Origin of the sequence: Anaeromyxobacter sp. K (genome assembly GCF_000020805.1) — a bacterium.
Classification (GTDB): Bacteria; Myxococcota; Myxococcia; order Myxococcales; family Anaeromyxobacteraceae; genus Anaeromyxobacter; species Anaeromyxobacter dehalogenans.
On record NC_011145.1, the window covers coordinates 111,051 to 124,859 of the forward strand.

Genomic DNA, 13,809 nt, shown 5'->3' on the forward strand with positions numbered 1-13,809 from the left:
CCTGGGGCCCATGTCCGACCCCATCCTCGTCGCGAAGGCCGCCCGCGCGGGCGCCGGCTTCACCGACCTCGCCCTGCTGCCCCGGCTCGCCAACCGGCACGGCCTGGTGGCCGGCGCCACCGGCACCGGCAAGACCGTCACGCTCCGCGTGCTGGCCGAGGGCTTCAGCCGCCTGGGCGTGCCGGTGTTCCTGGCCGACGTGAAGGGCGACCTCTCCGGCATGGCGCGCCCGGGCGGCGAGGCGCCGAAGCTCGTCGAGCGCGCGCAGCAGCTCGGGATCGCGCTCGCGCCCGAGGCCTGCCCGGTGGCGTTCCTCGACGTGTACGGCGAGGCCGGCCACCCGCTCCGGACCACCATCTCCGAGATGGGGCCGCTGCTGCTGGCGCGCGTGCTCGGGCTGAACGAGGTGCAGGCCGGCGTGCTGAACGTGGCCTTCCGCGCGGCGGACGAGGGCGGGCTGCTCCTGCTCGACCTGAAGGACCTGCGCGCCATGCTGGAGCACGTCTCCGAGAACGCGGCGGCGCTCCGCGCGCGCTACGGGAACGTCTCGCCCACCAGCGTGGGCGCCATCCAGCGCGCGCTCCTCGCGCTCGAGTCGCAGGGGGCCGACCGGCTCTTCGGCGAGCCGGCGCTGGCGCTCGAGGACCTGCTCCGCACCGACCTCTCCGGCCGCGGCCAGGTCACCATCCTGCACGCCGAGAAGCTGATCCGCGCGCCCACGCTCTACGCCACGCTGCTCCTGTGGCTGCTCTCCGAGCTGTTCGAGCAGCTCCCGGAGGTGGGCGACCCGGAGAAGCCGCGCCTGGTGTTCTTCTTCGACGAGGCCCATCTCCTGTTCGACGACGCGCCGGACGAGCTGCGGCAGAAGGTCGAGCAGGTGGTGCGGCTGGTCCGCTCGAAGGGCGTGGGCGTCTACTTCGTCACCCAGAACCCGCTCGACGTGCCGGACGTGGTGCTGGGCCAGCTCGGCAACCGGGTGCAGCACGCGCTGCGGGCGTTCACCCCCCGCGACCAGAAGGCGGTGCGCGCCGCCGCCGAGACGTTCCGGGCCAACCCGGGGGTGGACGTGGAGCGCGCCATCACCGAGCTGGGCGTGGGCGAGGCGCTGGTCTCGTTCCTGGACGAGAAGGGAACGCCGCACCCGGTGGAGCGGGCCTGGGTGCTGCCACCGCGGTCGAGGCTCGCCCCGCTCACCGCCGAGGAGCGCGCCCAGGTCATGGCGTCCTCCCCGCTGCGCGGGCGCTACGACGCGCCGGTGGACCGCGAGTCGGCCTACGAGCTCCTGCAGCGCCGCGCCCAGGCGACCGTCGCCGAGCCCGCCCCGGGCGGCCGGGCCGCGCCGGCGCCGCGCACGGTCGGCGCCGAGGCCGCCTCGGCCCTGGGCAAGATGGCGCAGAGCGCGATGCGCGCGGCCGGGACGCAGCTCGGGCGGGAGATCATGCGGGGCATCCTCGGGTCGATGTTCGGCGGGCGGCGGCGGTGAGCGTCCCGCCGCCGGCGTGGGAGGCGGCGGCCCGATCGCCGTCGAGCACGTACCCGGAGCGAACGCGCCCGCCGTTATGATGGCGGGTGGGGGTTCTGGGATGCTCGAAGCGGCGGACGCGGCGCTCCGCGCGGCGGTGGCGGACGCGGTGCGCGAGGCGCGGAGGCGCAGCGCGGAGGCGGTGGCCTGGATGCGCGTGGCGCTCCGCGGCGCCATCCTGCTCGTCTACCTGCCCGGCTGGCACGAGCCGGCCCCGTGGCACGCCGCGGCGCTCCGGGTGAGCGTCGTCTACCTGGCGTTCGCGGTGGGCGTCCTGGCGCTGCTGCGGCGCCGGTGGCGCTGGGAGGCGGTGGCCCTCGGGGCCGCGGCCCTCGATCTCGCGGTGGTCGCGGTGGGCAGCTGGCGCGTGGTCGCGCTGGCGGGCGGCAACCTGGCGCTCGCGGTCGCGGCCGGCGCGGGCAACGGCATGATGCTGATGGTGATCCTGTTCGCCGCGCTGGCGCTGCCGGCGGCCCCGGCCGCGGCGATCTCGGCGGTGGCGGTCGCGAACCAGATGGCGCTCGCGGCGCACTCCGCCGTGTCCTGGCGGCTGGTGCTGGTGGTCGGCCTGATGCTGTCCGCGGCCGCGTTCGTCGCGATCCGCAACACCATGCGCGCGACGGCGCTGGCGGCGCGGCTCGCGGCCGAGACCTACACCGCCTCGCTCTGCCGCGCGCACGGGGAGGCGCTGGCGCGGGCGAGCGCGCAGGCGGTGGCGCAGCGCGACGAGGTGGTGGCCGCGCACCGCCAGGCCCGCGACCTGGTGCGCCTGATGGTGCACGACCTCAAGAACCCGCTCGCCGCGCTGCTGCAGTACCTGCGCCTCGCCGAGGTCGAGCTGCGCGGCCAGCCGGGGGCGGGGCCGGTGCGCGAGGACCTGGCGCAGGCGGAGGGCGAGGGGCAGCGGCTCTCCGAGATGATCGGCGACCTGCTCGCGATCTCGCGCCTGGAGACGGGGCCGGTCCGCCTGGCCGCGGATCCGGTGTCGATCGGGGACCTGCTGCAGGCGGTGGCGCGGAGCTGCGCGCCGCACGCGCGGGAGCGCGGGGTGACGCTCTCGGTGCGCGGCGGGGAGGACCTGGTGGTCCGGATCGACCGCGACCTGTCGCGCCGCCTGCTCGAGAACCTGGTCTCGAACGCGCTCCGGCACTGCCGGACCGGGGACCGGGTCGAGCTGGCGGGCGAGGCGGACGGGGAGGGGGTGCGGCTCGCGGTCCGGAACTCCGGGCCGCCGGTGCCGGCCGCCATCCGCGCGCACCTGTTCGAGAAGTTCGCGCCGGGCGAGGCGCGCGAGTGGACCAGCGCCGGCCTGGGGCTGTACCTGTGCCGGCTGGTGGCGGAGGCGCACGGCGGCGGGGTGGCGCTGGTGGACACGCCGGGCTGGACCGTCAGCTTCGAGGCGCGCCTCGCGCCGCCGCAGGCCGGCGGGGAGGCGGCGCCGCGCGCGGCCGCGCTGGCGCCGGAGCGCCGGCCGGGCTAACACCCGGCCATGCCCGGGAACCTCGCGCCGCTCTCGCTGGTCCTCCTCCCGCTCGTGCTCGCCGCGTGCAACCGCCGCCCGCCCGCCGACCCGGCGTTCGCGGCGGAGTGGAAGGCGTGGCACGACCGCCGCGAGGAGCGGCTGCGGACGCCCACCGGCTGGCTCGCGCTCACCGGCCTGCACTGGCTCGAGCCGGGCGAGAACCGCATCCCCGGCCTGCCGGGGACGTTCACGCTGGAGGCCGGCCGGGTGACGCTCGCCGCGGCCCGGTCCGACGGGTACGTCCTGGGCGGCGCGCCGGTGGAGCGGCGGGCGCTGGCACCGGACAGCGCCGGCGAGCCGGACCGGGTCCAGGTCGGCTCCGTGACGCTGGCCGTGATCGAGCGCTCGGGCCGGTTCGCGGTGCGGGTGTGGGACGCGGCGGCCCCGGCGCGCACCGGGTTCCGGGGCATCGACGCCTTCCCGCCCGAACCGCGCTGGCGGATCGAGGCGCGCTGGGAGGCGTATCCCGCGCCGCGCGAGGTGGAGGTGCCGAGCGTCATCGGCGTCGCCACCCGCGAGCTGGCGCCCGGGCGCGCCCACTTCACCGTGGAGGGGCGGGAGCTCACGCTCGAGCCGACCGCGGAGGAGGACGGCGGGCTGTTCTTCGTGTTCAAGGACGCGACCTCGCGCGACGCGACCTACGGGGCCGGCCGCTTCCTCTCCGCCGGGGCGCCGCGCGACGGGAAGGTGGTGCTCGACTTCAACCGCGCCGTGAACCCGCCGTGCGCGTTCTCCGCGTTCGCCACCTGCCCGCTCCCCACGCCGGAGAACGTGCTCCCGGTCCGGATCGAGGCCGGCGAGAAGCGGTACGGCGAGCACTAGCGGTTCACGAAGGGTGACGGCCCGCGCGACCCGCGGCGCCGCTCGATGGCGCCCGATCCCCCGGTCGGGCGAGTCGCCCGGGACGCACGGCGTGACCCAGAGGTCGCGCCCGCCGGCACGTCTTGCGCGGCCCGCGGCCCGGGTGGCGGGTGCGCGATCGAGGGATTCCGCGGCCGTGGTCGCCCGGGGCACACGGTGCGTGGAATGGGCCGGCTGCTTGCACGGACCTCTGGCCGGAGGGGTCTCTGCACATGGGCATGGAATGGACCGCGCGCCTCGCGGTCGGCATCGACGACATCGACGCACAGCACCGGGAGCTGTTCCGCCGGGTGAACGGGCTCGTGGCCGCCATGGGCGAGCGCCGCGGCCGCGAGGAGCTCGCCGAGGTGGTGGCGTTCCTGCGCGCGTACGTGGACGTCCACTTCGAGGCGGAGGCGCGGCTCATGGCGCGCACCCGCTACCCGGGGCGCGCGTTCCACTCGGCCGAGCACGCGCACTTCCGGGCGCAGGTGGAGGAGCTCGCCGCGCGCATCGCGGCGGAGGGGCCGGAGTCGCACCACGCGGTGAAGCTGGCGGGGATCCTGTGCGACTGGCTGCGGCAGCACGTGCTGCTCACCGACCGGCAGCTCGCGGATCACGTGCGGGCGGAGGACCTCCTGGACGAGGGGTGGAAGGGGGAGGGGTAGCGTCGTCTGGTGGGTGGGCGGTCGCGCTGGCGACGCCCGGCGGCGCGGCCGATGTGGGACCGCGCCGACGCGTGCGCGGGACGGCGACGCGGGGGCGCGCTGGAGCCTCCGCGGCCGCGGCCGGGGCCGGCGACAGCGTCAGCGGCGGCGGCGCCTAGCGCAGCACGTTGAGGCCGCCCTTGCGGGCGGGGGCGGCGCGGGGGGCGGCGGGCAGGGGGCGGGCGGCGCGCGAGGGATCGCGGGCGACCACGCGGCCGACGAGGTCGTACTCGGCGGCGTCGGTGATCTCGACGGTCACGATCTCGCCGGGGTACGCCACGCCGTCGTTGATGTACGTGAGCCCGTCGATCTCGGGGGCCTGCTGGGCGTGGCGGCCGGCGAGCAGGTGCTCGGTCTCCTCGGCGCGCCCCTCCACCAGCACCTCGACGCGGCGGCCGATCATGGCCTGCTGGTGGGCGCGCGAGATCGCCTGCTGCACGGCCATGATCCGGTCGCGCCGCTCGCGCTTCACGGCGTCGGGCACCTGGTCCGCCATCTCGGCGGCGGGGGTGCCCTCCTCCGCGGAGTACTCGAAGACGCCGAGCCGCTCGAAGCGCTGCTCCTCCACGAAGCGGAGCAGGTCCTCGAAGTCGGCCTCGGTCTCGCCGGGCAGGCCGACGATCAGCGCGGTGCGCAGCGCGAGGCCGGGGATCCGGGAGCGGAGCCGCGCGAGCAGGTCGCGCAGGAACACCGAGTCGCGGCCGCGCTTCATGGCCCGGAGCAGCCGGTCCGAGCTGTGCTGGAGCGGCATGTCCAGGTACTTCACGATCCTGGGCTCGTCGGCGATCGCGGCCACGAGCGCGTCGGGCACGTCGCGGGGGTAGGCGTAGTGCAGCCGGATCCAGCGGATGCCGTCCACCTTCGCGAGCTCGGGCAGCAGGTGGTGCAGGCGCACCTTGCCGGGCAGGTCCTGCCCGTACGCGGTGAGGTCCTGCGCGACGAGCGACAGCTCCACCGTCCCCTGCGCGGCGAGCGCGGCGGCCTCGGCCACCAGGTCGTCGATGGGGCGCGAGCGCTGGCCGCCGCGGAGCTTGGGGATGATGCAGAACGCGCAGGCGTTGTCGCAGCCCTCCGCGATCTTGAGGTAGGCGGTGTGCGAGGGCAGCGAGTTCACCCGCGGCGTCGCGGACGAGTGCACGAAGTCGGGGTCGGGGACGACCAGCCGCTTCGCCTGCGCGTCGGAGACGATCCGGGCCACGTCCTGGTACGCGCCGGTGCCGAGGAAGTGGTCCACCTCGGGCAGCTCGCGGGCGAGCTCCTCGGCGTGCCGCTGCACCAGGCAGCCGGTCACGACCAGCTTGCGGCACCGCCCCTCGCGCTTCTGGTCGGCGAGCTCGACGATGGCCTCGACCGACTCCTCCTTCGCGCTCTCGATGAAGCCGCAGGTGTTGACGACGATGACCTCGGCCTGCGCCGGGTCCTGCACCAGCCGGTAGCCGGCCTCGGCGAGCGTGCCGAGCATCACCTCGCTGTCGACCCGGTTCTTCGGGCAGCCGAGGGTGTGCATGTAGACGCGGGTGGCCATGGGGACGCGCGATCTAACAGACCGGGGGGCCCGGGGCAATCCAGCCCCCTCCCCAGGCCGGGGGAGGGGCGGCGCGGCGCCGGGTCAGTCCCGGAAGTTCTGGAACTGCAGCGGGATGGGGAACGCGGCCGCGCGGATGGCGTGGATGGCGGCCTGCAGGTCGTCGCGCTTCTTGCCGGTCACCCGCACCGCGTCGCCCTGGATGGCCGCCTGCACCTTGATGCCGCTCTCCTTCACCTTCGCCACGATCTTCCGGGCGTCCTCGATCTTCAGCCCGCGCTTCAGCTTCACGAGCTGGCGCACGTGGCCGCCGGAGGCGGGCTCGAGCTTCTGCGGGTCGAGCGACTCGAGCGCCACGCCGCGCTTCGCCAGCTTCTCCATCAGCACCTGCAGCGCCGCCTCGGCCCGCCCCTCCGAGCCGGCCCGGATCAGCACGTTCTGCTCCTTGTCGCGCTCGAGCTCGGTGTGCGTGCCCTTGAAGTCGAAACGCTGCGCGATCTCCTTGCGCGCCTGGTTGAACGCGTTCTCGACCTCCATCAGGTCCACCTCGGACACGACGTCGAAGCTCGGCACGGCTGCCTCCAGGCTCTCGGCGGCGCGGGGGCCGCCCGGTTCACAGCTCCAGGACCACCGGTAGCACGGGCGGCTTCTTGCCGGTGGTCCGGCGGAAGAAGCGGCGCACCGCGAGGCGCACCGCCTCCTGCACCTCGGCGGGATCGGTGCGCGCCTTCGGCGAGAGGTCGCCCAGGCCGGCCAGGATCTCGGCGCGGAGCTCCTCCTCCGCCCCCTCGAACCCGGCCACCCCGCGCGCGAACAGCTCCGGGCCGCGCACCACCGCGCCGGTGGTCCGCTCGATGGCCAGCACCGCGATGCACAGGCCGGTCTCGGCGAGCAGGCGCCGGTCGCGCACCACCAGCGCGCCGATGTCGGCGCCGAGCAGCGCGTCGCGGTCGGTGTACACGCGGCCGGTCGCCACCGGCTCGTCCAGCACCCGCACGCCGGCGTCGGCGAGCTCCAGCACCTGCCCGTCCACCAGCACGTCGCGCCCGGCCACGCCCTCGGCCGCGGCGTGGGCGGCGTGCCGGGAGAGGTGCCGGTACTCGCCGTGGATGGGCACGAAGTGGGCCGGGCGGGCGAGCCGGATCAGGCGGCGCTGCTCGTCCGCCTGCGCGTGGCCGGACACGTGGAGCGGGGCGAGGCCCTCGTACGCGACCTCGGCGCCGCGCCGGCACAGCTCGTTCACCACCTGGCCGATGGCGATTTCGTTCCCGGGGATGAAGCGCGACGACAGCACCACCAGGTCGCCCGGCGACACGGCGAGGTCCGGGTGCTCGCCGCGGGCGAGGCGCGCGAGCGCGCTGCGCGGCTCGCCCTGGGTGCCGGTGGTGAGGACGCACAGCTCGCGCGGCGGCAGCGTCCTCGCCTCCTCGGGCGACACCGGCATCCAGGCCGGCAGCTCGAGATACCCGAGCTCCTGCGCGAGCCGCGCGTTCGCCTCCATCGAGCGGCCCAGGAACGCGACCCGCCGCCCGAAGGCGCGCGCCGCGTTCACGATCTGCTGCAGCCGGTGGACGTTGGAGGCGAAGCAGGCCACGAACACCCGGCCGCGCGCCAGCTCGAACGCCTGCTCCAGCGCCGGGCCCACCTGAGACTCGGAGAGCGAGGTGCCCTCGCGCTCGGCGTTGGTGGAGTCGGAGAGCAGCAGCCGCACGCCCTTGCGACCGAGCGCCTCGATGCGGTCGAGGTCCATGCCGGGGCCGCGCACCGGCGCCGGGTCGATCTTGAAGTCGCCGGAGTGGAGCAGCGTCCCCTGGGGCGTGGAGAGCGCCAGGCCGCAGGCGTCGGGGATGGAGTGGGTGACCGCCAGGAACTCGGCCGCGATGGGCGAGGCGTCGCCGGCGGGCCGGACGTCGCCGGGCCGGACCTCGCGCAGATCGGCGCGCACGCCCGCCTCGTCGAGCCGCGGCCGGAGCAGCGCGAGCGTGAAGCGCGTGCCATAGACCGGCACCGGGACCTCCCGGAGCAGGAACGGCAGCGCTCCCAGGTGATCCTCGTGGCCGTGCGTGAGGAACACCGCGCCCACCTGCTCGCGACGCTCGCGCAGCCAGGAGAGGTCCGGCGCGATCAGGTCCACGCCCAGGCTCTCGTTCGGGAAGAGCACGCCGCAGTCCACCACGGCGATCCGGCCGTCGCACTCGACGGCCATGCAGTTCATCCCGATCTCCCCGAGCCCGCCCAGGGGCACGATCCGCACCGGCGCCGCCACGGGCCCAATCTACCGCCGGTCGCGCCCGGACGCAGCGCGCGCGCGCCGGCCCTCCGGGCTGCGGCCCCCCGGCGACCGTGGTAGCCTGCCCGCCCCGTGGTCGCCGCACGCCGCATCCTCGCGCTCCCGCTCGCGTTCGCGCTCGCCGCCCTGCCGGCGGCGCCCGGCGCCGACGGGCCGGCCCGCGGCGCGACGCCGGCCCCGTCCGCGCCGGCCGCCGAGGCCGAGCCGCGGGCCGCCGGCCCCGAGCTCGTGCGCCTCCGCTGGGCCTGGCCCGCGCCGCTCGAGGCGCAGGTGACCTGCCGCCGGACCCGCGTCCGCACCGGCGCGCCGCCCTCGGTGTTCACCGCGCGTTACCGGCAGCGCGCCGCCCTCGCCGGCGCCGGCGAGCCCGGGCTGGCCATCTCCACCCGCGGCACCACCTGGGAGGGCGACGTCCCCTGGGCGCCGCCGGTGGCGCGCCAGGCGCTGCACGCCTCCGAGCAGCTGGTGCAGCGCATCGGGCCGGACGGCGCGTTCGCGGCGCTGGAGGGCGCCGAGGCGCTGCGCCCGGCGCTGCGCAGCCTGGTGGACGGCGCGGGCGTGCAGGGCGCGCAGGCGGAGCGCGCCGTGGCGCGCGCCGAGGCCGCCGCCCGCGGCGAGGCCGAGGAGCTCTGGAACCTGTCGGTGGGGTTCTGGATCGACGCCGACCTGGTGCTGGGGCAGGAGTACGTGATGCCCTCGGAGACCGAGCTGCCGCTCCTCCCCGGCGTGCGCGGCCCGGCCTCGGTCGAGTTCGCGGTGCGCCGCCGGGTGCCCTGCGCCGCCGCCGAGAGGGCTGCCCGCTGCGTCGAGATCGTGCTCCACGCCACCCCGGAGCCGGCGGCGCTCGCCCGCCACGCGGCCGCGCTCCGGGCGCGGCTCGCCGAGGGCGCCGAGGGGCCGGTGGCGGTCCCGGCGGCCCACGGCCGCGACGGCGGCGAGCTGCAGGCCGAGGGCACGCTGGTGCTGGTGACCGATCCGGCCACGCTGGTGCCGCGGCGGGTGGCCTGGACGCGCGCGGTGCGGCTCGCGACGGGGGACGACGGCGCGCCCGCGCTCGAGCACGTGGACCGGGTCGAGTACGACTACCGCTATCCGGGGAAGGCGCCGGCCGCCCCGCCCGCCCATCGCCGCCGCCGCGTCCCGGGCACGCCGCTCGAGCCCGCCCCGGTCCCGGCGCCGGTGCCGGTGCTGCTGCCGCCGGCGTAGACACCCCCTGCGGACGCCGTCGCGTTGGGCTATCTTCCGGCCCCCGTGGCCGAGGACCTGCTCCAGGATCTCAACGACGCCCAGCGCGAGGCGGTGCTGCACGACGACGGTCCGCTGCTGGTGCTCGCCGGCGCGGGCAGCGGCAAGACCCGCGTCATCGTGCACCGCATCGCCCGGCTGGTGCGCGATCGCGGGGTGGTGCCCTGGCACGTGCTCGCGGTCACGTTCACGAACAAGGCCGCCGGCGAGATGCGCGAGCGGCTCGAGCGCCTGCTCGGCCCCCTGGCGCGCGAGCTGTGGGTCCAGACCTTCCACGCGTTCGGCGCCCGGTTCCTGCGCCGCGAGGCCGCCCGGGCCGGCCTCTCGCCCTCGTTCGCGATCTACGACGACGACGACCAGCTCCGGCTGGTGAAGGGGCTCCTCTCCGAGCTGGGCCTCGACGAGGGCGAGGGGCTCACCCCGCGCCAGGTCCTGTCGCAGATCGACCGCTGGAAGAACCAGGCGCTCCGCGCCGCCGAGGTGAAGGTCGCGGGGCTCGATCCGGAGACCGCGCGCGCGAAGGAGGTCTACCACCGCTACGAGCAGGCGCTGGCGCGCGCGGGCGCGGTGGACTTCGGCGACCTGCTGCTCCGGCCGGTGCGGCTGCTGGAGGAGGACGCGGCGCTGCGCGCCCGGTGGGCCGGCCGCTTCCGGTACCTGCTGGTGGACGAGTTCCAGGACACGAACCCGGTCCAGTACCGGCTCTTGCAGCTCCTCACCGGCCCGCGCCGGAACGTCTGCGTGGTGGGCGACGACGACCAGGCCATCTACCGCTGGCGCGGCGCCGACGTCTCCAACATCCTCGGCTTCGACGGCGACTTCCCGGGCACGAAGGTGGTGAAGCTGGAGCAGAACTACCGCTCCACCCGCACCATCCTCGACGCCGCGCACGCGGTGATCTCGCGGGCCCGGCGCCGGCGCGAGAAGCGGCTCTGGACCGAGTCCGGGGCGGGCGCGCCGCTGGCGCTGCTGGTGGGCGAGGACGAGCACGCCGAGGCCGAGCGGATCGCGCGGGCGGTCGCGGCGGAGCGCGGCCGCGGCACCTCCGGCGACGAGATCGCGGTGCTGTACCGGACGAACGCGCAGTCGCGCCCGCTCGAGGCCGCCATGCGCGCGGCGCGCATCCCGTACGTCATCGTCCGCGGCACCAGCTTCTACGAGCGCGCCGAGGTGCGGGACGCCGCGGCCTACCTGCGCCTCGCGCTCTCGCCCGCGTCCGACCTCGACCTCGAGCGGGTGGTGAACCGGCCGCCGCGCGGCATCGGCGGCAAGACGGTGGAGCGCCTGCGGGCCCACGCCGCGGCCCGGGGCCTGCCGCTCGTCGAGGCGGTGGCGGAGCGCGACGCGGTGGCCGAGCTGAAGCCGGCCGCGCGCCGGGCGCTGGCCGAGTTCCACGCGCTCGTCACCGGCCTCGCCGCCGACGTCCCGGCGCTCGACGCCGGCGTGGCGGTGCAGGAGGTGCTGAAGCGCTCCGGGATGCTCTCGCGCCTCGAGGAGGAGCACACCGACGAGGCGGTGGAGCGCGCCGAGAACCTGGCCGAGCTGGTGGCCGCCGCGCGCGAGTTCGACGAGTCGATCGCCGGCGAGCCGCCGCCCGGCGATCCGGAGGAGGTGCGCCCGCCGCCGCTGGCCCGCTTCCTCGAGCAGATCGCGCTGCTCGGCGAGGCCGACGCCGCCACGCCGGAGGGGCGCGTCGCGCTCATGACGCTGCACGCGGCGAAGGGGCTCGAGTTCGAGGCGGTGTTCCTGGCCGGCATGGAGGACGGGACGCTGCCCTACGAGCGCCCCTGGGCCGACCAGACCTCGTCGGAGCGGGACGAGTCGCTCGACGAGGAGCGGCGCCTCTGCTACGTCGGCATGACCCGCGCCAAGCGGCGCCTCACCATCTCCCTGGCGCGCCGGCGCATCGGCTACGGCGAGAACGGCCCCTCCTACCGCAACATGGAGCCCTCGCGCTTCCTGCGCGACCTGCCGCCGGAGCTGTTCGGCGACGCGGTGGCGCGCGAGGTGCGCGCGCGCGAGGCGGCCCAGGCGGCGCCGGTGGCGCGCCCGCCCACCATCCGGCGCCTCCCCGGCGCCCTCGAGGGCGAGCCGCACATCGAGCTCGACGGCGACGACCTCCCGCAGCCGCCCGCGCCCGCGCCGCGCGCCCGCGCGGCGGCGCCGCGGGGCGAGCCCACGGTGGACTATTCGTTCGACCAGCGCGGCGACGCCGGCGCGGCCGCCTTCTCGCGGGGCGAGCGGGTGGCGCACGCCTCGCTCGGCGAGGGCGTGGTGCTCGCCTGCGACGCGGGCGGCGCGGACGCGAAGGCCACCGTGCGGTTCGCCTCGGCCGGCGACAAGCGCGTCCTGGCGCGGTTCCTCCGGAGAGCCTTCTAGCGCGCCTGCCCCGTTCGCCCGGGCGCGGCCCCCACCTCGCCGGCGGGCGCCCCCACCCGCCCCTCCCTCCGAGGCGGCGGCGGCGTATGATCCGGGCATGGCCCAGGCCGCCGCGACGACGCTCCCGCAGGTGACGGAGGCGCTCGTCCGCGACCTCCCCAAGACCGACCTGCACTGCCACCTCGACGGCTCGGTCCGGCTCGCCACCGTGCTGGACCTCGCCGACCAGCAGGGGGTGCGCCTCCCCGCCGAGACGCCCGAGGGGCTCGCGAAGGCCATCCACATGGGCGAGGTGTGCGCCTCGCTCGAGGACTACCTCACCGCGTTCGACGTCACGCTGGCGGTGCTCCAGACCGAGGACGCGCTGTACCGGACCGCCTACGAGCTCGCGCTCGACGCGGCCGCCGAGAACGTCCGCTACCTCGAGGTCCGCTACTCGCCGGTCCTGCACACCAGGAAGGGCCTGAAGCCCACCTCCATCGTGGACGCGGTGCTGGCCGGGCTGCGGGCGGCGCGGCGCGAGACCGGGATCGAGTCGAACGTCATCATCTGCGGGATCCGCCACATCGATCCCATGACCTCGGTGCGCCTCGCCGAGCTGGCGGTCGCGTACAAGGGCAAGGGCGTGGTGGGCTTCGACCTCGCCGGCGCGGAGGAGGGCCACCCGGCGCGGCGCCACCGCGACGCGGTCCAGCTCATCCTCGACAACAACGTGAACGTGACCATCCACGCCGGGGAGGCGTTCGGACCGGAGTCCATCGCGCAGGCGGTGCACTGGTGCGGCGCCCACCGCATCGGCCACGGCGTGCGGCTGCGCGAGAACGGCGACCTGCTGAACTACCTGAACGACCACCGCATCCCGCTCGAGATGTGCCCGTCGTCGAACGTGCAGACCGGCTCGGTGCAGGGCTTCGCGAGCCACCCGCTCAAGTTCTACTTCGACTTCGGCCTGCGGGTCTCGGTGAACACCGACAACCGCCTCATCACCGACACCACCGTCACGAAGGAGCTGCTGGTGGCGCACCGCGAGATGGGCTTCACGCTGGAGGACCTCTGCACCGTGCTGGTGCAGGGCTTCAAGAGCGCGTTCCTGCCGTTCCGCGACAAGCAGGAGCTGCTCCGGCGGGTGAACCTGGAGATCGCGCAGGTGCTCGCGCGCCACGGCGCGCCGGCGCCGGCCGCGGGCGACGGCGCGGCCCGCGCGGCGGTCGGGGCGGGGACGCCGTGACCGCGCGCCTGCGCTACCGCTCGCCGGTGGGGATCCTCACGGTCGAGGCGAGCGACGAGGGCGTGTTCGGCCTCTCCTTCGGCGATCGCGGGCCGTCGCGCCCCGGCCCGTCGGCGCGGGCGCGCGCCCACCTCGAGGCGGCGGCGCGGGCGCTCGACGACTACTTCGCGGGCCGGCCGCCCTCGCTCCCGCCGCTCGTCCTCCAGGGGAGCCCGTTCCAGCAGCGCGTCTGGGACGCGCTGCTCGCCATCCCGTGGGGCGACACCCGCACCTACGGCGAGGTGGCCGAGGCGCTCGGCGCGGCGGGCGGCGCCCGGGCGGTGGGCGGCGCGAACCACGAGAACCCGGTCGCGATCCTGGTCCCGTGCCACCGGGTGGTGCAGGCCCGCGGGCGGCTGGGCGGCTACGGCGGTGGCGTGGAGGTGAAGCGCTGGCTGCTCGCGCACGAGGCGGCGCACGGCCCGGCGCTCCGGCCGGCGTGACCTCGCCGCGCCGTCCCCCCGACGAGGCGCGCCCGGGGGCGCAGCGCGGGCCGGGAACGCGCCGCCGCC

At 76.3% G+C, this 13,809-nt stretch carries 11 protein-coding genes; 8 read left to right on the top strand and 3 right to left on the bottom strand.

Annotation, left to right across the window (positions count from 1 at the left end):
* Positions 1-10: 10 nt before the first annotated feature.
* The 4 genes from ANAEK_RS00480 (at position 11) to ANAEK_RS00495 (ending at position 4,552) form a co-directional block, all read left to right on the top strand.
* Positions 11-1,483 (top strand): helicase HerA-like domain-containing protein, encoded by a 1,473-nt coding sequence (locus ANAEK_RS00480; protein ID WP_012524175.1) that lies wholly within the window; start codon positions 11-13, stop codon positions 1,481-1,483.
* 100 nt (positions 1,484-1,583) lie between these two features.
* A complete protein-coding gene (locus ANAEK_RS00485) occupies positions 1,584-3,002 on the top strand; it encodes a sensor histidine kinase KdpD (RefSeq protein WP_012524176.1) in 1,419 nt (472 codons plus the stop codon).
* Positions 3,003-3,011: 9 nt separating this feature from the next.
* Complete coding sequence (locus ANAEK_RS00490; protein WP_012524177.1) at positions 3,012-3,866, top strand: DUF1684 domain-containing protein; 855 nt, start codon at positions 3,012-3,014, stop codon at positions 3,864-3,866.
* 257 nt (positions 3,867-4,123) lie between these two features.
* A complete protein-coding gene (locus tag ANAEK_RS00495; protein ID WP_232288329.1) occupies positions 4,124-4,552 on the top strand; it encodes a bacteriohemerythrin in 429 nt (142 codons plus the stop codon).
* A gap of 154 nt (positions 4,553-4,706) precedes the next feature.
* Here the strand turns inward: ANAEK_RS00495 and rimO are convergent, their stop codons facing one another.
* The 3 genes from rimO to ANAEK_RS00510 form a co-directional block, all read right to left on the bottom strand.
* A complete protein-coding gene (rimO, locus tag ANAEK_RS00500) occupies positions 4,707-6,116 on the bottom strand; it encodes a 30S ribosomal protein S12 methylthiotransferase RimO (protein WP_012524179.1) in 1,410 nt (469 codons plus the stop codon).
* A gap of 84 nt (positions 6,117-6,200) precedes the next feature.
* Positions 6,201-6,689 carry a YajQ family cyclic di-GMP-binding protein gene (locus ANAEK_RS00505; protein WP_012524180.1) on the bottom strand — a complete coding sequence of 163 codons (489 nt, stop codon included), beginning with the start codon at positions 6,687-6,689 and terminating at the stop codon, positions 6,201-6,203.
* 40 nt (positions 6,690-6,729) lie between these two features.
* Positions 6,730-8,382 (bottom strand): ribonuclease J, encoded by a 1,653-nt coding sequence (locus ANAEK_RS00510; protein ID WP_232288330.1) that lies wholly within the window; start codon positions 8,380-8,382, stop codon positions 6,730-6,732.
* A 96-nt stretch (positions 8,383-8,478) separates the two neighbouring features.
* Between ANAEK_RS00510 and ANAEK_RS00515 the strand changes: the two genes are divergently transcribed.
* From ANAEK_RS00515 to ANAEK_RS00530, 4 genes are all read left to right on the top strand, one after another.
* The gene (locus ANAEK_RS00515) at positions 8,479-9,612 is read left to right on the top strand and encodes a hypothetical protein (RefSeq protein WP_012524182.1); all 1,134 of its coding nucleotides are present in this window, start codon (positions 8,479-8,481) and stop codon (positions 9,610-9,612) included.
* A gap of 24 nt (positions 9,613-9,636) precedes the next feature.
* The gene (locus ANAEK_RS00520; protein ID WP_012524183.1) at positions 9,637-12,030 is read left to right on the top strand and encodes an ATP-dependent helicase; all 2,394 of its coding nucleotides are present in this window, start codon (positions 9,637-9,639) and stop codon (positions 12,028-12,030) included.
* 97 nt (positions 12,031-12,127) lie between these two features.
* Positions 12,128-13,258, top strand: a complete 1,131-nt coding sequence (gene add / locus ANAEK_RS00525) for an adenosine deaminase (RefSeq protein ID WP_012524184.1) — start codon at positions 12,128-12,130, stop codon at positions 13,256-13,258.
* Positions 13,255-13,740 carry a methylated-DNA--[protein]-cysteine S-methyltransferase gene (locus ANAEK_RS00530; RefSeq protein ID WP_012524185.1) on the top strand — a complete coding sequence of 162 codons (486 nt, stop codon included), beginning with the start codon at positions 13,255-13,257 and terminating at the stop codon, positions 13,738-13,740. The genes add and ANAEK_RS00530 overlap by 4 nt, the downstream gene beginning before the upstream one ends.
* The last annotated feature ends 69 nt before the right edge of the window (positions 13,741-13,809 follow it).